Source organism: Polaribacter tangerinus (assembly GCF_038024095.1).
GTDB classification, from domain to species: domain Bacteria; phylum Bacteroidota; class Bacteroidia; order Flavobacteriales; family Flavobacteriaceae; genus Polaribacter; species Polaribacter tangerinus.
In genome coordinates this window covers 967,586-988,926 of sequence record NZ_CP150668.1, presented here as the reverse complement: position 1 = coordinate 988,926, position 21,341 = coordinate 967,586, and the positions used below count along the sequence as shown (strand labels likewise).

20 protein-coding genes and 2 riboswitches are annotated in these 21,341 nt (G+C 32.3%); of the genes, 13 read left to right on the top strand and 7 right to left on the bottom strand.

Annotated elements, in window-relative coordinates; translation table 11 throughout:
* Positions 1–109: 109 nt before the first annotated feature.
* Entirely contained in the window at positions 110–1,366 is a 1,257-nt protein-coding gene (gene metK, locus WHD54_RS04430) for a methionine adenosyltransferase (RefSeq protein WP_088324387.1), read from the bottom strand.
* A 423-nt stretch (positions 1,367–1,789) separates the two neighbouring features.
* Positions 1,790–1,897: riboswitch (SAM riboswitch) on the top strand.
* Positions 1,898–2,024: 127 nt separating this feature from the next.
* Here metK and WHD54_RS04425 point away from each other — a divergent pair.
* The 8 genes from WHD54_RS04425 (at position 2,025) to trxA (ending at position 13,911) form a co-directional block, all read left to right on the top strand.
* Positions 2,025–3,299, top strand: coding sequence for an O-acetylhomoserine aminocarboxypropyltransferase/cysteine synthase family protein (locus WHD54_RS04425; RefSeq protein WP_088324388.1), 1,275 nt, complete (start codon positions 2,025–2,027; stop codon positions 3,297–3,299).
* Between the two features lie 53 nt (positions 3,300–3,352).
* Positions 3,353–6,754, top strand: coding sequence for a bifunctional aspartate kinase/homoserine dehydrogenase I (gene thrA / locus WHD54_RS04420; protein ID WP_088324389.1), 3,402 nt, complete (start codon positions 3,353–3,355; stop codon positions 6,752–6,754).
* A gap of 26 nt (positions 6,755–6,780) precedes the next feature.
* Positions 6,781–7,947, top strand: coding sequence for an O-succinylhomoserine sulfhydrylase (locus WHD54_RS04415; protein WP_088324390.1), 1,167 nt, complete (start codon positions 6,781–6,783; stop codon positions 7,945–7,947).
* A gap of 45 nt (positions 7,948–7,992) precedes the next feature.
* Positions 7,993–8,322, top strand: a complete 330-nt coding sequence (locus tag WHD54_RS04410) for a 2Fe-2S iron-sulfur cluster-binding protein (protein ID WP_088324391.1) — start codon at positions 7,993–7,995, stop codon at positions 8,320–8,322.
* A gap of 88 nt (positions 8,323–8,410) precedes the next feature.
* A riboswitch (SAM riboswitch) is annotated at positions 8,411–8,534 on the top strand.
* A 54-nt stretch (positions 8,535–8,588) separates the two neighbouring features.
* On the top strand, positions 8,589–9,608 hold the full coding sequence (locus WHD54_RS04405; RefSeq protein WP_088324392.1) for a homocysteine S-methyltransferase family protein: 1,020 nt from the start codon (positions 8,589–8,591) through the stop codon (positions 9,606–9,608).
* 15 nt (positions 9,609–9,623) lie between these two features.
* The gene (metH, locus tag WHD54_RS04400; RefSeq protein WP_088324393.1) at positions 9,624–12,299 is read left to right on the top strand and encodes a methionine synthase; all 2,676 of its coding nucleotides are present in this window, start codon (positions 9,624–9,626) and stop codon (positions 12,297–12,299) included.
* 195 nt (positions 12,300–12,494) lie between these two features.
* Positions 12,495–13,448 (top strand): methylenetetrahydrofolate reductase [NAD(P)H], encoded by a 954-nt coding sequence (gene metF, locus WHD54_RS04395; RefSeq protein ID WP_088324394.1) that lies wholly within the window; start codon positions 12,495–12,497, stop codon positions 13,446–13,448.
* 145 nt (positions 13,449–13,593) lie between these two features.
* The gene (gene trxA, locus WHD54_RS04390) at positions 13,594–13,911 is read left to right on the top strand and encodes a thioredoxin (RefSeq protein ID WP_088324395.1); all 318 of its coding nucleotides are present in this window, start codon (positions 13,594–13,596) and stop codon (positions 13,909–13,911) included.
* 54 nt (positions 13,912–13,965) lie between these two features.
* Here the strand turns inward: trxA and WHD54_RS04385 are convergent, their stop codons facing one another.
* Both WHD54_RS04385 and WHD54_RS04380 read right to left on the bottom strand, forming a co-directional pair.
* Positions 13,966–14,211, bottom strand: coding sequence for a DUF1456 family protein (locus tag WHD54_RS04385; protein ID WP_088324396.1), 246 nt, complete (start codon positions 14,209–14,211; stop codon positions 13,966–13,968).
* Between the two features lie 17 nt (positions 14,212–14,228).
* Complete coding sequence (locus WHD54_RS04380) at positions 14,229–14,858, bottom strand: YqaA family protein (protein WP_088324397.1); 630 nt, start codon at positions 14,856–14,858, stop codon at positions 14,229–14,231.
* Positions 14,859–14,980: 122 nt separating this feature from the next.
* Here WHD54_RS04380 and aat point away from each other — a divergent pair, with 122 nt between their 5' ends.
* Positions 14,981–15,622 (top strand): leucyl/phenylalanyl-tRNA--protein transferase, encoded by a 642-nt coding sequence (aat, locus tag WHD54_RS04375; RefSeq protein WP_088324398.1) that lies wholly within the window; start codon positions 14,981–14,983, stop codon positions 15,620–15,622.
* 36 nt (positions 15,623–15,658) lie between these two features.
* On the opposite strand, the gene mscL is transcribed toward aat, so the two are convergent.
* From mscL to WHD54_RS04360, 3 genes are read right to left on the bottom strand one after another with little or no spacing between them, the layout of a single operon-like run.
* Positions 15,659–16,063, bottom strand: a complete 405-nt coding sequence (mscL, locus tag WHD54_RS04370; RefSeq protein ID WP_198943164.1) for a large conductance mechanosensitive channel protein MscL — start codon at positions 16,061–16,063, stop codon at positions 15,659–15,661.
* 53 nt (positions 16,064–16,116) lie between these two features.
* The gene (gene alr / locus WHD54_RS04365) at positions 16,117–17,217 is read right to left on the bottom strand and encodes an alanine racemase (protein WP_088324400.1); all 1,101 of its coding nucleotides are present in this window, start codon (positions 17,215–17,217) and stop codon (positions 16,117–16,119) included.
* Between the two features lie 45 nt (positions 17,218–17,262).
* Positions 17,263–17,895 carry a thymidine kinase gene (locus tag WHD54_RS04360; RefSeq protein WP_088324401.1) on the bottom strand — a complete coding sequence of 211 codons (633 nt, stop codon included), beginning with the start codon at positions 17,893–17,895 and terminating at the stop codon, positions 17,263–17,265.
* 101 nt (positions 17,896–17,996) lie between these two features.
* Between WHD54_RS04360 and WHD54_RS04355 the strand changes: the two genes are divergently transcribed.
* The 3 genes from WHD54_RS04355 to WHD54_RS04345 are packed head-to-tail and all read left to right on the top strand — an operon-like array spanning position 17,997 to position 20,401.
* Entirely contained in the window at positions 17,997–18,896 is a 900-nt protein-coding gene (locus WHD54_RS04355) for a hypothetical protein (protein WP_088324402.1), read from the top strand.
* A 30-nt stretch (positions 18,897–18,926) separates the two neighbouring features.
* Positions 18,927–19,910: a glycosyltransferase family 4 protein gene (locus WHD54_RS04350; RefSeq protein WP_088324403.1), complete on the top strand. Its 984-nt coding sequence runs from the start codon at positions 18,927–18,929 to the stop codon at positions 19,908–19,910.
* Between the two features lie 14 nt (positions 19,911–19,924).
* A complete protein-coding gene (locus tag WHD54_RS04345; protein ID WP_088324404.1) occupies positions 19,925–20,401 on the top strand; it encodes a hypothetical protein in 477 nt (158 codons plus the stop codon).
* Positions 20,402–20,465: 64 nt separating this feature from the next.
* Here the strand turns inward: WHD54_RS04345 and WHD54_RS04340 are convergent, their stop codons facing one another.
* Positions 20,466–20,813 (bottom strand): arsenate reductase family protein, encoded by a 348-nt coding sequence (locus WHD54_RS04340; protein ID WP_088324405.1) that lies wholly within the window; start codon positions 20,811–20,813, stop codon positions 20,466–20,468.
* 42 nt (positions 20,814–20,855) lie between these two features.
* Here WHD54_RS04340 and WHD54_RS04335 point away from each other — a divergent pair, with 42 nt between their 5' ends.
* Positions 20,856–21,311, top strand: coding sequence for a DinB family protein (locus tag WHD54_RS04335; protein WP_088324406.1), 456 nt, complete (start codon positions 20,856–20,858; stop codon positions 21,309–21,311).
* Positions 21,312–21,341 lie beyond the last annotated feature (30 nt).

The window sequence follows — 21,341 nt, the reverse complement described above, 5'->3', positions numbered from 1 at the left end:
TTTGTATTAATGAATATAAAAAGTCCGATTTTTATGTATAAGAACTAGGTAAAAAAAAATGCATCTGAATAAACAGATGCATCATTAAATTACAAATTATTTGTATTAGTTATAATTGAAAAACTTCTTTTACTTTTGCAACATAATCTAGTTTTTCCCAAGTAAATGTTTCTACTTTTTCAGAAACGGTCTCTCCCATAGGGTTTGTAAAAGTTACAGTTTTTACTTCTGGTGTTCTGCCCATATGCCCATATGCAGCAGTTTCTGAGTAAATAGGTGTTCTTAGTTTTAAGCGTTTTTCGATAAAATAAGGTCTCATATCAAAAATTTGTTCTACTTTTTTACTTATTTCTCCATCAGTTAGGTTTATAGTTGCAGTTCCATAAGTATCTACATTAATACTGGTAGGTTTAGCAACACCAATTGCATATGAAACTTGAACTAATACTTCTTTACACAAACCAGCTGCTACTAAATTTTTTGCAATATGCCTAGTTGCATATGCGCCAGATCTATCAACTTTAGAGGGGTCTTTACCCGAAAAAGCACCACCTCCATGAGCGCCCTTACCACCGTAAGTGTCTACTATAATTTTACGTCCCGTTAAGCCAGTATCTCCGTGAGGACCTCCTATAACAAAAATACCTGTTGGATTAATGTGATATGTAATGTCATCTGTAAATAATTGTTGAATATGTTCAGGTAATTTGGCTACCACTCTTGGAATTAAAATACCTATAATATCTTTTTTTATTTTTTCTAACATGATAGTTTCACTTTCATTAAAATCATCATGTTGTGTAGAAATTACAATAGCATCTATTCTTTGTGGTACATTGTCATCAGAATATTCTATGGTTACCTGAGATTTTGCATCCGGACGTAAATATTGTATTTCTTTGTTTTCTCTTCTTAATGCAGCTAGCTCTATTAATAACCTATGAGATAGTTCTAGCGCTAAAGGCATATAGTTTTCTGTTTCATCGGTTGCATAGCCAAACATCATCCCTTGGTCTCCAGCACCTTGTTCTTCGGGTTTTTCTCTGTCTACACCTTGGTTAATATCTGGAGATTGTTCGTGTATTGCCGACAAAACACCACAAGAGTTGCCATCGAACATGTAAGCACTTTTAGTGTAACCGATTTTATTTATTACGTCTCTTGCAATTTTTTGCACGTCTAAATAAGTTTCAGATTTTACTTCACCAGCTAAGATCACTTGCCCTGTAGTAACAAGAGTTTCACAGGCTACTTTACTGTTTTTATCAAAAGCTAAAAAGTTGTCTATCAAAGCATCAGAAATTTGATCTGCAACTTTATCTGGGTGTCCTTCAGAAACACTTTCTGAGGTGAATAAATATGACATATTACGCTATTTTAATTTTAAAACCTTTGGTTTTGTAAAGATTTAATTTTTTAATTGAAAAAGAAAAAATGATTGCCGAATAGCTGAAAGTAGTATGCTTTTACTGCTTTAGCATTTAATTTTGATGTTTATTTTTAAATAAACGTCAAAGAGGTTGCAATCAGTTCAAATTTTTCCTCTTTAATATGCTTGCAAAGTTACATTATAAAATTAAAATGCCCTATTTTTTGTGATAATATTTTGTGATACTATCATCAATAAATAATTTAGAGTGCGTTTCGAATATAGATATTACACTATTGTAAATTTGATACCTTAATTTTTGTGATTCTAATATTTATTTAAAAAAAGATTACTTTTTACTTGCATACTAACTTTTTCTGTTGCAATATTTGCACTCACAAAGTTCAATATCTTATTGAAATGTTATCAAGAAAGGTGGAGGGATTAGACCCTACGAAACCTTAGCAACCCTTTACAAGTAAAGAAGGTGCTAAATTCTACTCAATTTTATAATTGGATAGATAACAAAAAAGAATCTTTCATATTCTGAAATTTTCTATTTTTCTTCATAACATTTTTCTTGTAGATACATTGGTTTAAAACTAATGCATTTGACTTTTGTTTTAATCATTTATTAACTCAAAAAAACAGAAAAATGAGTACATTAAAATTTGCAACTAACGCGTTGCACGCAGGACACGACGTAACTATTAACGGAGGTACAAGAGCGGTTCCTATTTATCAAACAACATCGTATGTTTTTAACAATTCCGAACATGCTGCTAATCTTTTTTCATTAAAAGAATTAGGGTTTATTTACACACGCTTAAACAACCCAACCAATCAAATTTTACAGGATAGATTGGCTGCTTTAGAAGGAGGTATTGGCGCTGTTGTATTTGCCTCTGGTACGTCTGCAATTTCTACAGGTTTGTTAACTCTTTTAAAAGCTGGAGATCACATTGTTGCTTCAAGTAGCTTGTACGGTGGAACTTATAATTTATTAAGTGTAACATTACCAAGATTTGGAATTACCACTACTTTTGTAGATGCATCAAACCCTAAAAACTTTGAGGAAGCAGTACAAGAGAATACCAGAGCTTTTTTTGTTGAATCTTTAGGGAACCCAAAGTTAGACGTTTTAGATTTGGAAGCCATTTCAAAAGAATCAAAAAAAGCGGGAGTTCCTTTTATAGTAGACAATACTGTGGCAACACCAGTGTTGTTAAATCCCATAAAGTACGGTGCAGACATAGTAATACATTCTTTAACCAAATATATTGGTGGGCAAGGAACCTCATTGGGTGGTGCCATTATCGATGCTGGAACGTTTAATTGGGCAAACGGTAAATTTCCTGAATTTACAGAGCCTTCTGCTGGGTATCACGGCTTAAAGTATTATGAGACTTTGGGTGCTGCATCCTATGCTTTTAAACTAATTCTAGAAGGGTTAAGAGATTTTGGTGGAGCATTAAGTCCAACAAATGCCTTTAATATTATACAAGGTTTAGAAACTCTACCTGTTCGTATAAAAAAACATTCAGAAAATGCAATGGCATTGGCCCAATGGTTAGAGGAGCAAGATGAGGTTGCTTGGGTAAATTATCCTGGTTTAAAGAGTAACAAATACCATAATTTGGCGAATAAATATTTACCAAAGGGACAAAGTGGAATAGTAACTTTTGGTCCTAAAAAGGGATATGAGGCAGCCAAAGCAATTGCAGATAAAACAAAGGTATTCTCTTTATTAGCAAATATTGGAGATACTAAATCTTTAATTATTCATCCGGCAAGTACCACTCATCAACAGTTAAATGATGTGGAACAAGCTTCTGCGGGTGTTGGTCAAGACTTAATTCGTTTGTCTGTAGGTATTGAAGATTTAGAAGATTTAAAGGCAGATTTAAAAGCAGCTTTTAAAGAAATATAAATAAGCATGGGAGTTAAAAATGATTTTACTCCCATGTTAAAGTTTTTTTACTGATGAAAAATGAGCTACAGCGCTTAGAGATTCATAATTTTAGAACAGAATTAGGGACCTTGCTACCGAGTTTAAACCTAAGTTACCAAGTGTTTGGAAAGCCATTAGGAAGTGCTCCAGTGGTTTTAATAAACCATGCTTTAACTGGTAATAGTAATGTTGCTGGTGTACAGGGTTGGTGGAGTAAAATTGTAGGAGAAAATAAAGTAATTGATACTCAAAAATATTCTGTTTTAGCATTTAATATTCCTGGAAATGGGTATGATGGTTTTTTAATTGAAAATTATAAAGACTTTATCGCCAGAGATGTTGCAAGAATTTTTCTTTTAGGATTAAAAGAGTTAAAAGTAACTCGATTATTTGCTGTAATCGGTGGTTCATTAGGTGGTGGTATTGCATGGGAAATGCTTGTTATAGACAATGAAATAGCAGATAATTTTTTGCCCATTGCTACCGATTGGAAGTCTACCGATTGGTTAATTGCTAATTGTCAAATTCAAGAACAGTTTTTAGTAAACTCAAAAAACCCTGTTCATGATGCAAGGATGCACGCAATGCTTTGCTATAGAACACCAGCTTCTTTTAATGAAAGATTTAAGCGTACAAAAAATAGCGAATCAGATATTTTTAATGTAGAGAGCTGGCTTTTACATCACGGAAAAAAGCTTCAAGAACGTTATCAATTGTCTTCTTATAAGCTCATGAATCAGTTATTAAAAACAATTGATATCACTAAAGGAGGAAAGACAAAAAGTGAAATTTTAGATAAAATATCTGCCAATATTCATATAATTGGTGTCGATTCTGATTTGTTTTTTACTGCTGATGAAAATCGTGAAACCTATAAAAAAGTAGCATTAACAAAAGAAAATGTCACCTATAAAGAGATTAAGTCTGTTCATGGGCATGACGCATTTTTAATGGAATATGATCAGTTGGAAAAAATAATAGCTCCTATTTTTAATAAAAATTATAGAGAAAAGAAGATGAAAATATTAAAGTTTGGAGGCACCTCTCTATCTAACGGAAAAGGAATTAAAACTACTATAGAAATAATTTCAGAATTACATGCCAAAGGCGAAAAAATTACGGTAGTTGCATCTGCAAGAGGAAACACTACAAATATTTTAGAAAATATTTTGGAAGTAGCAGCAAAAAAGAAAGACTACAAAGAGTTGTTTAGCCAACTAAAAGAATATCAAAAATTACCAGACAATTCAGTTGATTTTTCGGGAGAGTTTACAACTCTTAAAACAATATTTGGTGGGGTATTTTTATTAGGAGATTATAGCAAGAAAGTTAAAGATGAGGTGTTGGCACAAGGAGAATTAATGGCAGTAAAATTAATTGCTAGTCTACTTCAAAAAAAGGGAATTTCTGCAACTGCAACAGATGCAAGAAAATTAATTTTTACAGATAATAATTTTGGGAATGCGCAACCAATTCAGTCACTTTCTTTAGAAAATGTAACAACTCATTTTAAAAACAATTCAAGTTCATTACAAATAGTTACTGGTTTTATTTCTTCCAATAAAAAAGGTGATACCACAACATTGGGTAGAAATGGTAGCAATTACACTGCAGCATTATTGGCAAACTATTTAGATGCAGATGAGTTAAGAAATTACACTCATGTTAGTGGAATTTATACTGCAAACCCAGACTTTGTTAAAGATGCCAAAAAAATTGAGCAGCTTTCTTTTTCAGAGGCAAACGAATTAGCAAACTTTGGTACTACAGTTTTACATGCAAAAACTATCATACCGCTATTGGAGAAAAATATTAATTTAAGAATTTTAAATACGTTTGATAAAAAAGATAAAGGAACATTAATTACAGCGAAATCATCTGAAAAAGGAATTAAGTCAATTGCTACTATAGAAAATGTTTCTTTGGTAAATTTTGAAGGTAGAGGATTGCTTGGAAAAGTTGGTGTAGATGCTAGAATTTTTAAAGCCTTAAGCAATCATAATATTAGTGTAAGTATTATTTCTCAGGGTTCTTCTGAAAGAGGTATTGGTTTAATAATAGATTCAGATAAGGCATCTGATGCTGTTGTAGCGTTAGAAAAAGAATTTGAAAATGATTTTTACTCACAAGATGTAAGTCAGATTTCTATAATGGACAATGTAGCTGTAATTTCAATTATCGGTCAAGATTTAAGTGAGTTTCATCATCCATATAATGCATTGATAAAAAACCAAATAGTACCTGTGTTGTTTAATAATACAATTACTGGTAAAAATGTGAGTTTGGTTGTAAATAGAACGTCGTTACATAAAGCGGTAAATGTTATTCATGGTCAGATTTTTGGCGTTTCAAAAAAAGTGAATATCGCTATTTTTGGAAAAGGATTGGTTGGTTCTACTTTAATTGAACAAATTTTAGAAAGTAAACAAGCTATACTAGAGCGCAGAAAAATTCAATTGAATGTTTTTGCTGTCGCTAATTCAAAAAAAATACTGTTTCAAAGAGATGGAGTTTCAAAAAACTGGGAAAGTGATTTAGAAAATTACGGAGAAGAAAATACCAACTTAACTAGTTTGGTAGAATATGTAAATGAACATCATCTAGAAAATTTAATAGCCATTGATAATACAGCGAGCGAGCTTTTTGTTCAAAACTATATACCATTAGTAAAAGCAGGTTTCGATTTGGTTTCGTGTAATAAAATAGCCAATACTTTATCATTTGATTTTTACAGAGAACTAAGAAAAAATTTAAAAAAAATTAAAAAGCAGTATTTGTATGAGACTAATGTAGGTGCGGGTTTACCGCTAATAGATACCATAAGATTATTACACGAATCTGGCGAAAATATTACAAAAATACGAGGTGTGTTTTCTGGTAGTTTAAGTTATTTATTTAATACATTTTCATCAGAAAATATTCTTTTTTCAGAAGTGTTAAAAGCAGCTATTTCTAAAGGATATACAGAGCCAGATCCAAGAGAAGATTTGGGAGGTAATGATGTGGCTCGAAAATTATTAATTTTGGCAAGAGAATTAGAGTTAGAAAATGAATTGGATGATGTACAAGTTGAAAATCTAATACCAGAAAATTTAAGAGAAGGAGCCGTTCATGATTTTTTAAATAATGTAGAGGTTATGAACCATGAGTATCAACAAAAAAAGGAACAGCAATCTCCAAATCACGTGCTAAGATATATTGGGGAATTAAGTGGAGATTTATCTAAAGAAAAAGGAAATTTAGCTGTTAAATTAGTATCAGTTGCTAAAGATTCTCCATTAGGGTCCTTAAAAGGTTCAGATGCAATATTCGAAATTTATACATCTTCTTACGGAGAGCAACCACTTGTTATACAGGGAGCAGGAGCAGGAAGCGAGGTTACCGCTCGTGGTGTTTTTGGAGATGTATTAAGATTGGCGAAAAATAATAATTAGATATCAACTTTTATAACGAACAAAAAATGAGCAAACATTTCGAAACTCAAGCAATTAGAAACCAAACAGAGAGAACACAGTTTTTAGAACATTCTACTCCTTTGTATTTAACCTCTAGTTTTGTTTTTGAAGATGCAGAAGAAATGAGAGCTTCATTTGCAGAGGAAAAGCAACGTAATTTATACAGTAGGTTTACCAATCCAAATACTACCGAATTTACAGACAAAATAGTAGCTATGGAGGGCGCCGAAGCTGGGTATGCTTTTGCTACTGGTATGTCTGCTATTTTTACCACTTTTGCAGCACTTTTAAATGCGGGAGATCATGTGGTTTCTTGTCGTTCTGTTTTTGGTTCTACTCACAGCATGTTCACAAATTTTTTACCAAAGTGGAATATTACTACTTCTTACTTTAAAGTAAATGAAGTTGATAATTTAGAAAGCTTAATTACAAACAATACTAAAATTTTATATGTAGAAACACCTACAAATCCTGCAGTAGATATTTTAGACTTAGCGTTATTAGGTAAAATTGCAAAAAAGCACCAGCTTATTTTTATTGTAGATAATTGTTTTGCAACTCCTTATGTTCAAAAACCAATACAATTCGGTGCAGATTTGGTAATTCATTCAGCAACAAAACTTATAGATGGTCAAGGTAGGGTTTTAGGCGGTGTAACTGTTGGTAGTAAAGATTTAATGAGAGAGATTTACTTATTTGCGAGAAATACAGGTCCAGCCATGTCTCCATTTAATGCGTGGGTTTTATCTAAAAGTTTAGAAACCCTTGCTGTAAGAGTTGAAAAACATGCTGAAAATGCATTAAAATTAGCTGAATTTTTAGAAAAAAGCGAAGCTGTTGAGTTTGTAAAATATCCATTTTTAAAGTCGCATCCTCAATACAAAATTGCCAAAAAGCAAATGCTTTTAGGGGGAAATATTGTAGCGTTTGAAATTAAGGGAGGTATTGCCGCTGGAAGAAGATTTTTAGATGCATTAAAAATGTGTTCGTTATCTGCTAATTTGGGAGATACACGAACTATTGTTACGCATCCAGCCTCTACTACTCATGGTCGTTTATCTGAAGAAGATAGGTTGCAAGTTGGTATAACTGATGGATTGGTTAGAGTTTCTGTAGGATTAGAAAATGTTGAAGATATTATTGAAGATTTAGAACAAGCTTTGTCCTTTTAAATTGTTGGTTTTTTGTAACTTTGCAAAAAAATAATAACCTCAAAAATGCAAGACGTTAACATTAAAATTACCGACAGAAATGGTGTCGTTCACCAGGTGGTTGCACCTACAGATATGGCCATGAATTTAATGGAAGTTGTTCGTTCTTATGAGTTAGCAGAAGAAGGAACAATTGGTATTTGTGGTGGTATGGCAATGTGTGCTTCTTGCCAATGTTATGTAGTTTCTAACCACGAACTACCAGAAATTTCCGATGATGAAGATGCTATGTTGGCAGAGGCTTTTCATGTGCAAGAAAACAGCAGATTAGGATGTCAAATTCAGATAAACGATCAACTAGAAGGATTAGAGGTTGTATTGGCTCCAGAATCATAAAAAATAGCGATTATTTTATCGAAAATAATCTTACAAAAAACACTTTTTTAAGTATATTTACACCAGCGTTCATTCACTTATTAATTATATGTTATCACGAAAGGCAGAGGGATTAGACCCAATGAAGCCTTAGCAACCTCTTACCAAAGAAAGGTGCTAAATTCTACAAGTTTACAGTTAACGATGTTAATTTTTTTCTAGACAGATAACCTCAAAAAAATATTCCTTTCTTGACGACATATATTGATATAAAAAAAAGTCAAAATATGTCTACTATTACAGATGAAATAAATAAACGAATTCTTGTTTTAGATGGTGCCATGGGTACTATGCTACAAGCCTATAAATTTACTGAAGAAGATTACAGGGGAAATCGCTTTAAAGATTATCCTAGTTCTTTGCAAGGTAATAACGACTTACTTTCGTTAACACAACCAGCAGCCATAAAAACCATACACGCAAAATATTTTGAGGCTGGTGCAGATATTATAGAAACCAACACCTTTTCATCTACAAGTATTGCAATGGCAGACTATAATATGCAACATTTGGTTTATGAGTTAAACTATCAATCTGCAAAACTAGCAAAAGAAGTTGCTACAGAATTTACCAAAAAAGAACCTCACAAACCACGTTTTGTGGCTGGTTCTATAGGTCCTACAAACAGAACAGCTAGTATGTCTCCAGATGTAAATGATCCAGGTTTTAGGGCAGTAACTTTCAGCGAATTACGTGAAGCCTATAAAGAACAGGTAACCGCTTTAGTAGATGGAGGTGTAGATGTATTGTTGGTAGAAACAGTATTTGATACTTTAAATGCAAAAGCAGCTTTATTCGCAATAGAAGAAGTGAAAGAAGAAAAAAAGATATCTATTCCAATAATGTTAAGCGGAACTATAACCGATGCCTCTGGTAGAACTTTGTCTGGACAAACTGCAGAGGCTTTTTTAATATCAGTATCACACATTCCATTATTATCTATAGGATTTAACTGTGCTTTAGGGGCCAATTTATTGCAACCACACCTAGAGGCGATTGCTAATAAAACAGATTTTGCAATATCTGCCCACCCTAATGCAGGATTACCAAATGCTTTTGGTGAGTATGACGAAACACCAAAGGAAATGGGTGAGCAAATAGAAGAATATTTAAAGAAAAATTTGATTAATATAATCGGAGGATGTTGTGGTACAAGTCCAGAGCATATTAGAGAAATTGCAAATATTGCAGCAAAATATAAACCTCGTAAAGTTGTAACCTTTAGCACTGTCGAAAGGTCTAATTAAAATGTTAGCAATAAGATGAAAGTGAAGCAAAATAAATACATGAGATTGTCTGGTTTAGAACCTTTAATTTTAAACGAAAACAGCAATTTCATCAATGTAGGAGAGCGAACAAATGTTGCTGGTTCAAGGAAGTTTTTAAGACTAATAAATGAAGAGAAATACGATGAAGCTTTAGAAATAGCAAGACATCAAGTAGATGGAGGAGCTCAAATAATTGATGTGAATTTTGATGATGGACTCATAGATGGTAAAAAAGCCATGGTTCGTTTTTTAAATCTTATAGCAGCAGAGCCAGATATTTGTAGAGTGCCCATAATGATAGATAGCTCTAAGTGGGAAATTATAGAAGCAGGTCTTCAAGTTGTTCAGGGTAAGTGTGTTGTAAATTCTATTTCTCTTAAAGAAGGAGAAGAGAGTTTTATTTGGCAGGCAAAGCAAATAAAACGGTATGGAGCTGCAGTAATTGTAATGGCTTTTGATGAAATTGGACAAGCTGATAATTACCAAAGAAGAATTGAAATAGCCAAAAGGTCTTATGATATTTTAGTAAATAAAGTCGACTTTGCATCTGAAGATATTATTTTCGATTTAAATATTTTTCCTGTTGCTACTGGTATGGAAGAGCACAGAAGAAACGCAATAGATTTTATAGAAGCAACAAAATGGGTTCGAGAAAATTTGCCAAATGTTTCTGTAAGTGGCGGCGTAAGCAATGTATCCTTTTCATTTAGAGGAAACAATGGTGTTCGAGAAGCTATGCATTCGGTGTTTTTATATCATGCAATTAAAGCAGGGATGAATATTGGTATTGTAAACCCAGCAATGTTAGAGGTTTATGATGATATTCCGAAGAATTTACTAGAACACGTAGAGGATGTAATTTTAGATAGAAGAGATGATGCTACCGAAAAATTGTTAGATTTTGCAGAAACTGTAAAAGGCTCTAAAATAGCCAAAACAGTAGATTTGTCGTGGAGAAATAAATCTTTACAAGACAGAATTACGCATGCATTGGTAAAAGGAATAGACGCTTATATTATAGATGATGTAGAACAAGCAAGACAAGAAGCGTCTGCACCAATAGAAGTCATTGAAGGCCATTTAATGATTGGTATGAATGTAGTAGGCGATTTATTTGGGTCGGGAAAAATGTTTTTACCTCAGGTAGTGAAATCTGCTAGAGTAATGAAGAAAGCTGTAGGATACTTAAACCCTTTTATTGAAGCAGAAAAAGGAGATAAAAAAGAACCTGTTGGTAAAATATTAATGGCAACTGTTAAAGGAGATGTTCATGATATTGGTAAAAATATTGTGAGTGTAGTGTTGGCTTGCAACAACTACGAAATTATAGATTTAGGAGTTATGGTGCCTCCAGAAAAGATAATTAAAACAGCTATTGAAAAGCAAGTAGATGCTATTGGTTTGAGTGGTTTAATTACTCCTTCTCTAGATGAAATGGTTTATTTAGCCAAAGAAATGGAGCGTCAGAATTTTAAAATTCCTTTATTAATTGGTGGGGCAACTACTTCTAAAGCCCATACAGCTGTAAAAATAGATACACAATATAAAAATGCAGTAGTACATGTAAATGATGCCTCTAGAGCAGTTACGGTAGTTGGCGATTTATTAAATAAAAAAGTAAACAAAGAATATACTTTAAAGTTAAAAAAAGAATACGACCATTTTCGTAATAAATTTTTAAAGCGAGGTAAAGAAAAGTCTTATATTTCAATTAATGAAGCCAGAAAAAGAAAGCATAAAATTAACTGGGAAACTAGCCAAATAAAAAAGCCGAATGAGCTTGGTGTTCAAGTTTTAGCGCAACTTAGTATAAAAGAATTGGTTCCGTTTATAGACTGGAGTCCTTTTTTTAGAAGTTGGGATTTGCACGGAAAGTTCCCAAATATCTTGTCTGATACAATAGTTGGAGAACAGGCCACCACTCTTTACAAGGAAGCATTAAGTTTAATAGAACAAATAATAGCTAAGAAATTATTAAAACCAAAAGCAGTATTCGGACTTTTTGAAGCAAATTCTGTAAATGATGATGATATTTCTGTTCAGAAAAAAGGAAAAGAGATTGCTGTTTTTAGAACTTTACGACAACAACTATCAAAAAGAAAGGAAGTTCCAAATATTGCCTTGGCTGATTTTATTGCACCAAAAGAAGCAAAAAAAACAGATTATATAGGTGCTTTTTGTGTTGCCATTTTTGGTGCTCAAGAATTAGCAACAACCTACCAACAAAAAGAAGATGACTATTCGGCAATAATGGTACAAGCAATAGCAGATAGGTTTGCAGAGGCTTTGGCAGAGTATTTACATAAAAATGTACGGGTGCAACATTGGGGCTATTCTGCAGATGAAGAGTTAACGAATGAAGCACTAATAAAAGAAGAATACAAAGGAATAAGACCTGCGCCAGGATATCCGGCATGTCCAGATCATTTAGAAAAAGAAACTATCTGGAAATTGTTAGATGTAGAAGAACAAATAGGAGTTACCCTAACGGAAAGCATGGCTATGTGGCCAGCAGCAGCAGTTTCTGGATATTATTTTGCAAACAAAGAAGCAAAATATTTTGGATTGGGTAAAATAACCGAAGACCAAGTTATCGACTATGCCAATCGAAAAGGTATTACTAAAGAAAAAGCAAAAAAATGGTTACATCCTTCTTTAGCAGAAGTTTAAATAGTAGGTAGTTATAACGAAATGTGCGTTAGCGATTGAAACGGCATCCTTTTTAGTAATAAGTGCCATTAAATTTGTGAAGAATGAATAAATTTTAACAACATGATTACTAAAAAGATATAGTGAAAAGCGCGCCCTTTTTAGGGAACGCCAACAAAAAATAAATAATAAGATTCCATTATATAAAACGAAGAAATGAAAATTACAGAACACATACGTAAATCGGATGGTAAAACCTTGTTTTCTTTTGAGATTATACCACCTAAAAAAGGAAAGAATATTAAAGAATTGTATAATAATATAGATCCTTTAATGGAGTTTAAGCCACCTTTTATTGATGTGACTACTTCTAGAGAAGAATTTGTTTATGTAGAAAAGGCTGGTTTATTAGACAGAAAATTGACAAGAATGCGTCCGGGAACTTTGGGTATTTGTGCTGCAATTAAACATAAATATGAGGTTGATACAGTACCACATGTATTGTGCGGAGGTTTTACAAAAGAGGAAACAGAATATTTATTGGTAGATTGTCACTATTTAGGAATAGATAATGTAATGGCTTTAAGAGGAGATGCGATGAGTCATCAAAAATATTTTGAGCCCAGTAAAAATGGTCATTTATATGCAAAAGATTTGGTAACACAAATTCAAAATTTAAATAAAGGAAAATATTTACATGATGTTATTGAAGCAGAAAATAAAGCTGATTTTTGTATTGGCGTTGCCGGGTATCCTGAAAAACATTTAGAGGCTCCGTCTTTACAAACCGATTTAAAACGTTTGAAAGAAAAGGTAAAAGCGGGTGCAGATTATGTAGTAACACAGATGTTTTTTGATAACAAAAAGTATTTTGAGTTTGTAAAAGCTGCCAGAGCAATAGGTATTACGGTACCAATTATACCAGGTATTAAGCCGATAGCTGTAAAACGTCACTTACAAATTTTACCTCAAGTTTTTAGAATAGATTTACCAGAAGAATTAATTTTAGAAGTAGAAAAATGTTCAACAAATGCAGCAGTTCGAGAGGTAGGCGTTTCTTGGGCAATAGCTCAGTCTAAAGAACTATTAGCAGCAGGAGTACCTGTTTTACACTACTATTCTATGGGGAAGTCTTCGAACATAAAAAAAATAGCTTCTGCAATTTTTTAAGTTCTTTATACCACATAAATTTGGTTGGTTATAATAAGTACCATTGATAGATATATAGTAAAAAGCAATTTTTATAAAATATTGAATCTAAAAAAAATATGTATTTTTGGCTATCGAAAATTGAATTAACTATAAAAAATATAAAATGGCATTAGAAATTACAGATGCAAATTTCGAAGAAATTGTATTAAAATCAGACAAACCAGTATTGGTAGACTTTTGGGCAGCTTGGTGTGGACCTTGTAGAATGGTTGGACCTATTGTTGATGAAATTCATAATGATTATGAAGGGAAAGCCGTAGTTGGTAAGGTAGATGTAGACGCAAACCAAGAGTTCGCAGCTAAATATGGTGTGAGAAATATACCAACAGTACTTATATTTAAAAATGGAGAAGTAGTAGATAAGCAAGTTGGTGTTGCTCCAAAAAATACTTATACAGGAAAAATAGACGCAGCAATGTAGGTTTTTTCAAAACATAAAAAAAAGGTTAGACTTGTCTAACCTTTTTTTTATGTTTTACTTTTTTTCAACTTTCTTTGGCATTGGTCCCCGAAGATGAATGATTAGTCCGTTTAGAAAGTTTCTTAAAATTTGATCTCCACATTCTACATATTTATCATGATCTTCGCTTCTAAAAAGTGCCCCTAATTCTGCTTTAGAAACTTTAAAATCTACTAAAGCACAAATTGCTACAATGTCTGTATCACGAAGTTTGTGTGCAACTCGTAATTTTTTTAAAATGTCATTATTTGTTAGTCCCATACTGCAAATGTAAGGTATTATGTTACGACTTTAAAAATTGCCCACGCATAAATTGCGAAGCGTAAAAATCTGAATATGCCAAAAATAGCTACGTTTCTAAAAGGATATTTAATCATTCCTGCAGCAAAACATGCAATTGCAAAAGGAAGTGGAAGCAGTGCACCAACTAATATTAAAAAACCACCCCATTTTTTTGTGTTTTTTAAGTTTTCTGCGATTTTAACTTCTAAATAATTTTTTACTGATTTAATTTTTAAGGTTGTTTTTCCTAAAAAATAAGAAAGTAAGCCACCAGTATATGACAGGGTTGCTAGAATGGATAAATTTAAAATTGGATGTGCAGTTTTTTTGGTCCAAGCTATAAAAATTTCTGGAGGTATAAGGCCAAAAATAGTTTCTGATACAAAAAAAGTAATAAGAACGCCGACTCTAGAAAAAGTATTTGTAATATTTTCTAGGCCTTGGTTTATGTCAAAAACATATTTGTTAAAAAAGAAAAGCCCTATTACTACTAAGGCAATTGGTAAAAATGCTTTTTTTACACTTTCCCAAACAAATAAGTAAAAGCCTGTTCTGCCATAATAATTATGAAGCCTTTTACCAATGAAGGCTGTTTTTTTCTTTCTTTTTTTTAGCTTTTTGTTCAAGGGAATATTCTTTTAAAGTTGCAAAAATAGTGACATTTTATCAATAATTATCTATGGAATTTCAGATTAACTGTTTTTTAAGAATTCAGTAATTTTGCAACTCACTTTAATACAGTAGGGGAATGATTTGGTTAACGGATAAATTAGTATTTCCGCCATATAAAGATACATCAAAAGAAGGAATTATTGCTCTAGGAGGAGACTTATCTGTAGATAGATTAATAGTGGCTTATTCTAATGGTATTTTTCCATGGTATTGCGATGGTGAGCCAATTGTTTGGTATTGCCCTTTTAAAAGGATGGTGCTCTTTCCTAAGAATTTAAAAATTTCTAAGTCGATGCGTAAAGTTATTCGTAATAATACTTTTGAAATTACTGAAAATAAGGCTTTTGAGGAGGTTATTTACAATTGCAAAAGTGTGAATCGAAAAGATGAGTTTGGTACGTGGATAACCGATGAAATGGAACAAGCATATATAAATTTGCACAAAAAGGGTGTAGCAAAATCAATAGAAATATGGCAAGATTCTGTTTTAGTAGGTGGTTTATATGGTGTGGAAGTTGGGGCTGTTTTTTGTGGAGAAAGTATGTTCTCTAAAGTGTCTAACGCTTCTAAATTGGCTTTTATTCATTTGGTAAAAACAAAGAAATATAAGGTTATAGATTGTCAGGTTTATAACGATCATTTAGCAAGTTTGGGTGCAAAGGAGATTGATAGAGACGGTTTTTTAGCTATTTTAAAAGGTAAAAAAAATCCTGAGTAAAAACTCAGGATTTTTTTAAAACTAGTAAGTAGTTTCTTATTTTTTAGCCAAAAGGTCTCTAATTTCTGCTAATAATTCTTCTTGACTAGGTCCTTTTGGAGCCTCTGGTGCAGGTTCTTCTTTCTTCTTAGTAGCATTAACGCCCTTTACAATTAAGAACATTACAAATGCAACAATAATAAAGTCGATAACATTTGTTAAGAAATCACCGTATAAAACAGCTACTTCACCAACAACATTACCGGTTTCGTCTGCAAGACCTTCTTTTACAATCCATTTTAAATCTTTAAGATCTGTATTAAAAATTAAACCGATTAATGGAGAAACAATTCCTCCAGTAAAAGACGTAACAACTTGTTTAAAAGCTGCACCCATTACAAAACCTACTGCAATATCTACAAGGTTTCCCTTCATTGCAAAGTCTTTAAACTCTTTAAGCATTCCCATTTTTAATATATTTAATTAGTTATAAAGTAGCTAATGTAATAAAAAAATTATTGTTTTAACATTTTTTTAATTCTTGGAGAAATAGCAGTTAGTGTTTCATAAACAATAGTTTCTGAAAGATCGGCAATATTTTGCAACATTTCTTGAGTGTTAAAAATGATAACATCGTCTCCCTCTTTACAGTCAATTTTAGTTACATTTACCATAATCATATCCATACAAACGTTGCCAATAATAGGTGCTTTTTTGCCATTTATAATTACATGGCCAGCTTTGTTTCCTAGTTTTCTAGATAAGCCATCTGCATGACCAATAGGTATGGTAGCACTTTTGGTAATTCTTTTCGCAACAAAAGCTCTGTTGTAACCAACAGTTTCACCAGGTTGTATAGTATGTATTTGAGAAATAATAGATTTTAAATTGTGTGTATTTTTTAACTGTGCAGTTTCAGTATCATCGTTTCCAAAGCCGTACAACCCAATACCAATTCGTACCATATCAAATTGTGCTTTTGCATAATTTACCACGCCAGATGTATTTAAAATATGTAGCATTGGTTCATACCCTAAATGTTTATAAAACTGTTGAGCTATGTAGGCAAAATTATTAATTTGATTGACGGTAAATTCTTGCTCTTCTAAATCTTCGCTTGCAGCTAAATGAGAAAATAGAGACTGTACCTTTACATGCGTTGTTTTTTTGAGACTCGCAATTATTACAGGAATGTCTGTATGCCAAAACCCAAGTCTGTTTAAGCCTGTATTAAACTTTATATGTATGGGGTAATTTATAAGAGGTGCTTCGTCTGCAAATTCTAAAAAAGCCTCAAAAATTTTAAAATTATAAAGATTTGGTTCTAGCCTGTATGTAACAATATCTTGTAAGTTTTGAATCTGTGGATGCAACACTAATATTGGGGTTTTTACACCAGCATCTCTTAACGCAATTCCTTCATGAGTGTATGCAACAGCAAAGTAATCCACTTTATTTTCTAGATATTTTGCAACTAGCACACCATCACTTCCGTAACCAAAAGCCTTTACCACTGCCAATATTTTGGTGTTTTGCTGAAGCTTTTCTTTAAAATAGTTTAGATTATGATTTAATGCAGCGGCATCAATTTCTAAAACAGTTACGTGATTGTTCATGGCTTTATCTTACATTCTTGTATTTACTAACTTTCAATACTTTTTTTACAACTCTTTTTTAATTGTTTTTTCTGATTTTAATTGTGTTGATTGTTCCTTTTGTTGTTGCATGGCTTTGTAATATGCAGCTCTGCTTAAGGGTTCATATTCTTGCATTTCGCCTAACATTACAATCTTGTCATTTTGAGCTTTTCTAAAACTATAGTGTGCTAAGTTACCTGTATGCGTACATACAGCATGTACTTTGGTAACATATTCTGCAGTAGCCATTAAAGCGGGCATTGGTCCAAACGGATTTCCTTTAAAATCCATATCTAAACCAGCCACAATTACACGAATACCTCTATTGGCTAGATCATTACAAACCACCACTATTTCATCATCAAAAAATTGCGCTTCATCAATACCTACCACATCAACATTATTGGCAAGTAGCCTTATATTCGAAGATGCCGGAACAGGTGTAGAGCGAATTCTAGTGTCGTTATGAGAAACAACTTCATCATCGTCATAGCGGGTATCTAAGGCAGGTTTAAATATTTCTACTCGTTGTTTTGCAAACTGAGAACGCTTTAATCGTCTTATTAATTCTTCTGTTTTTCCCGAAAACATAGAGCCACAGATTACTTCTATCCAACCAAATTGTTCTGTATGATTTACTGTATTTTCAAGAAACATTTTGTAATTTTAGGCTTTAGATAATTATTTTTTTGATTTACTTTGTACATCAACAAATTTATGAATAATTACTAGGAAAAAATAACCTCAATCTACAACTTATGCACAAAAAATTACAGGCCGATTTAATGAGTTTAGCGCATAGCCTCTTACAGATGAAAAATAAAGAAGATGTCTTTGCACTTAAACTGAAAGCACAAGAAATTTATGAAAAATTATCTTTATTGGCATTTGTAGAAGAATATGTAACTACAACACCAAATTTAGAAAAAACAAAAGAAACTCTACTAAATGAGGTGAGTACAGCTTTAGATAAAAAGCAGCTTCATGATGCTAACTTACAAGATTCGTCGGATATTATTTTGAGCGAAACTCAGGTTGATAACATCAATATTGCAGATAAAGTTGAAGTGCCACAGAATGAATATTTAGAAGTTGAAAATGAAAAGTTAGATGCAGAGGCTGGAGACGATTTTTTAATGGAAGAACCACTTTTAGAAGAAGATAAAACCGCTTTGGTAAATGAGTATTTAGAGGTAGGTGATGAGGAGGCTGCAGAGGTAGAAGTAACCACAGAAATAGAACAGCCGTTTCAAGAACTAGAGAATCTTATGTTTGAAGAAAAAGTGGAGATTCTCTCTAAAGAGCACACAAATGAACAACCAGAAAAGAGTACTCCAACTTTAGAAGAAGAATTAAAAGATACGATTTCGGTAGATGTAATGGCAAATTTATTTGAAACTGTAGATCAGGTTTCTTTAAATGATTCTTTTCATAAAAACATACAGATAGGTTTGAATGATAGAATTGCTTTTGTAAAGAATCTTTTTGATGGTAGTCAGGAAGATTTTAACAGGGTAATTTCTCAACTAAATTCTTTTAAAACTTTAAAAGAAGCAAAGAAATTTATCAATAAAATGGTAAAACCAGATTACAATTGGCAGAATTACGAGGAGCTTGAAACACGTTTTATGGATATTGTTGCACGAAAATTTCTTTAAAAAATAACCTTAAAATACTAGCTCTTTTTTTTGAAACCAACTTTAATTCATACCCACTTTCATAAACGCAGAACAGGTGTTACTAGAAGTATAGAAAATGTACTGCCTTTTTTTGATGATAAATTTAATAGTTATTTGTTCGGTTATGGTGCAATTGGTAATTATATAACCAAATATCAACTAAGAAGAATATTGTTTTCAAACGCAAAAGTGATAGTGCATTGCCACAGAAATAATGAAATTATAAGAATGCTTATTTACAGAGCATTTGGTGCAAAGTTTACATTAATAGCTACAAGGCATGCAGAAACTAAACCTTCTAAGTTAACCTTTAAACTTTTAAAAAGTGCTAACAAAGTAATTACACTTATACCAAGTATGGGTAAAAAACTGGGTATAAAAAATACCGTTATTGGTCATGGTGTTCGAGTCGATAAATTTTTCTCTAAAGATGCAGTTACCATCGAACAGGTATCTCAAGAAAATATAATTTTATGCGCTGGCAGAGTAAGAGAAGCCAAGGGGCAATTAGTGCTTTTAGAGGCGGCTAAAGTACTGCAAAATAATTTAGATTGGGCGTTGGTTATTGTTGGAAAAGTAGACAAGCCAGCTTTTTTAGACCAGTTAAAAGCTATTGCTATCAAACATAAAATAGAAAAACAAGTATATTTTATAAAAGAAACTCCAGAGATTGTCTCTTTTTATCAAGCAGCAAAAATAGTTGTGTGCCCTAGTTATTCAGAGGGTTTTTCTTTAGTTACTGCAGAGGCTATGAGTTGTGAGTGCTCGGTAATTGCTACAAAAAATGTAGGAGTTCATTCTTCATTAATAAAGCACAAAGAAAACGGTTATTTATTTGAGGCAGGAAATAGCCAGCAATTAGAAACTATATTATCAAATAAATTATCAGGAAAACTCCCACTTTTAGGAACACAAGCAAGAGCAGAAATAGTTAAAAATTGGAGTGCAAAAAAAGAAGCATCTGAGTTAATAAATTTATATTTGTCTTCCTAATTAATAACAATAAAATGAAAAAACAATTCGTACTATTATTTTTGTTGGCATTTGCTTTTTTTAGTCAATTAAATGCACAACAAATAGAGATGAAAAAAGCTTTCGGAGGCTATACATTTCATCAAAATGGAGGCATGCTTTCGGTGGGTCAAATGCAAGAGCTTATGAAAGAAAATGATGCGGCTTTTAAGTTGATGAGGTCTGCAAAAGGTAATCAAATTTTAAGCATGGTTTTAGGAGGTGCAGGAGGCGCTTTAGTTGGTTTTCCTATTGGTACAGCAATTGGTGGAGGCGAACCAGAGTGGGCATTGGCAGGTGTTGGTGCCGCATTAATTGTGGCTACTATTCCTATAGCAAAAGGTTTTACTAAAAAAGCAAAAAAAGCAGTAGAACTGTATAATGCAAATCAGTCAACTGTAGGTTCTAGCTTTATACCAGAATTTAATTTAAACGTTAAAGGCATGTCTATGGGAATATCCATGACATTTTAATAGAATTTTTAAAAAGAAAAACCTCAAAAAAATATTTTTTTGAGGTTTTTTTTATGCTACAATATTAACTAATTTTATTTTTTAACTCTTCAATAACTTTCTTGCTGTTTCCAATAAATATTTCATTATCAACAATAAATACTGGGCGTTTTAGAAAAGTGTATTCTTTTAAAATATAATTTTTATAATCTTGCTCAGATAAAGATTTATCTTTTAACCCTAAAGATTTATACAAACGAGCACGTTTGTTAAACAAAGCTTCATAGCTGCCAGAAATAGCGTACATTTCTGACAATTGTTCTTCATTTACAGGAGTCGATTTTATTTCTTGTAGTTTAAAATTGCTTGTATCAATTTCTTTTAAAATCCGCTTGCAAGTATCACAAGTTTGTAAAAAGTAACCTTTCTTCATGATATTAAATTATATTTGTTACACCAAAAATAATCATAAAAGATGAAGACACAATTCGATATTTTAAGAACTTCAAGAAATTTAATTTTAAAAGAATTAGAGAACTTATCCTTAGAACAAATTCATGTTATTCCGTCCGGATTTAAAAATAATATTGCTTGGAATGTTGCCCACATTGTTGTTACTCAACAGTTGCTACATTACAAATTATCTGACCTAAACTGCCTGTGTCCAGACGATTTAATTGAGCAGCATAAAAAAGGAACGTTGCCAACAAAAACATTTACACAAGAGGAGTTTGATGAGGTTAAAGAATTACTTTTAGGTTTGCCAGATACTTTAGAAGAAGATTTTAACGCTGGTATTTTCGAGAATTTTACCAGCTATCCTACAAGCACGGGTTTTGTGTTAGATAGTATAAAAACGGCTATTAATTTTAATAATTTTCATGAAGGAATTCACTACGGAATTATAAGAGCTATTAAAAAGTTTTTATAGTTTTTGTAGCTATTTCCAGCTTTCGCTACT

What these genes read in the sequence shown, in the direction of transcription:
- metK (WP_088324387.1), bottom strand. Translation starts at nt 1,366, where the DNA reads ATGTCATATTTATTCACCTCAGAAAGTGTTTCTGAAGGACACCCAGAT.
- WHD54_RS04425 (WP_088324388.1), top strand. Translation starts at nt 2,025, where the DNA reads ATGAGTACATTAAAATTTGCAACTAACGCGTTGCACGCAGGACACGAC.
- thrA (WP_088324389.1), top strand. Translation starts at nt 3,353, where the DNA reads ATGAAAAATGAGCTACAGCGCTTAGAGATTCATAATTTTAGAACAGAA.
- WHD54_RS04415 (WP_088324390.1), top strand. Translation starts at nt 6,781, where the DNA reads ATGAGCAAACATTTCGAAACTCAAGCAATTAGAAACCAAACAGAGAGA.
- WHD54_RS04410 (WP_088324391.1), top strand. Translation starts at nt 7,993, where the DNA reads ATGCAAGACGTTAACATTAAAATTACCGACAGAAATGGTGTCGTTCAC.
- WHD54_RS04405 (WP_088324392.1), top strand. Translation starts at nt 8,589, where the DNA reads ATGTCTACTATTACAGATGAAATAAATAAACGAATTCTTGTTTTAGAT.
- metH (WP_088324393.1), top strand. Translation starts at nt 9,624, where the DNA reads ATGAAAGTGAAGCAAAATAAATACATGAGATTGTCTGGTTTAGAACCT.
- metF (WP_088324394.1), top strand. Translation starts at nt 12,495, where the DNA reads ATGAAAATTACAGAACACATACGTAAATCGGATGGTAAAACCTTGTTT.
- trxA (WP_088324395.1), top strand. Translation starts at nt 13,594, where the DNA reads ATGGCATTAGAAATTACAGATGCAAATTTCGAAGAAATTGTATTAAAA.
- WHD54_RS04385 (WP_088324396.1), bottom strand. Translation starts at nt 14,211, where the DNA reads ATGGGACTAACAAATAATGACATTTTAAAAAAATTACGAGTTGCACAC.
- aat (WP_088324398.1), top strand. Translation starts at nt 14,981, where the DNA reads ATGATTTGGTTAACGGATAAATTAGTATTTCCGCCATATAAAGATACA.
- mscL (WP_198943164.1), bottom strand. Translation starts at nt 16,063, where the DNA reads ATGCTTAAAGAGTTTAAAGACTTTGCAATGAAGGGAAACCTTGTAGAT.
- alr (WP_088324400.1), bottom strand. Translation starts at nt 17,217, where the DNA reads ATGAACAATCACGTAACTGTTTTAGAAATTGATGCCGCTGCATTAAAT.
- WHD54_RS04360 (WP_088324401.1), bottom strand. Translation starts at nt 17,895, where the DNA reads ATGTTTCTTGAAAATACAGTAAATCATACAGAACAATTTGGTTGGATA.
- WHD54_RS04355 (WP_088324402.1), top strand. Translation starts at nt 17,997, where the DNA reads ATGCACAAAAAATTACAGGCCGATTTAATGAGTTTAGCGCATAGCCTC.
- WHD54_RS04345 (WP_088324404.1), top strand. Translation starts at nt 19,925, where the DNA reads ATGAAAAAACAATTCGTACTATTATTTTTGTTGGCATTTGCTTTTTTT.
- WHD54_RS04340 (WP_088324405.1), bottom strand. Translation starts at nt 20,813, where the DNA reads ATGAAGAAAGGTTACTTTTTACAAACTTGTGATACTTGCAAGCGGATT.
- WHD54_RS04335 (WP_088324406.1), top strand. Translation starts at nt 20,856, where the DNA reads ATGAAGACACAATTCGATATTTTAAGAACTTCAAGAAATTTAATTTTA.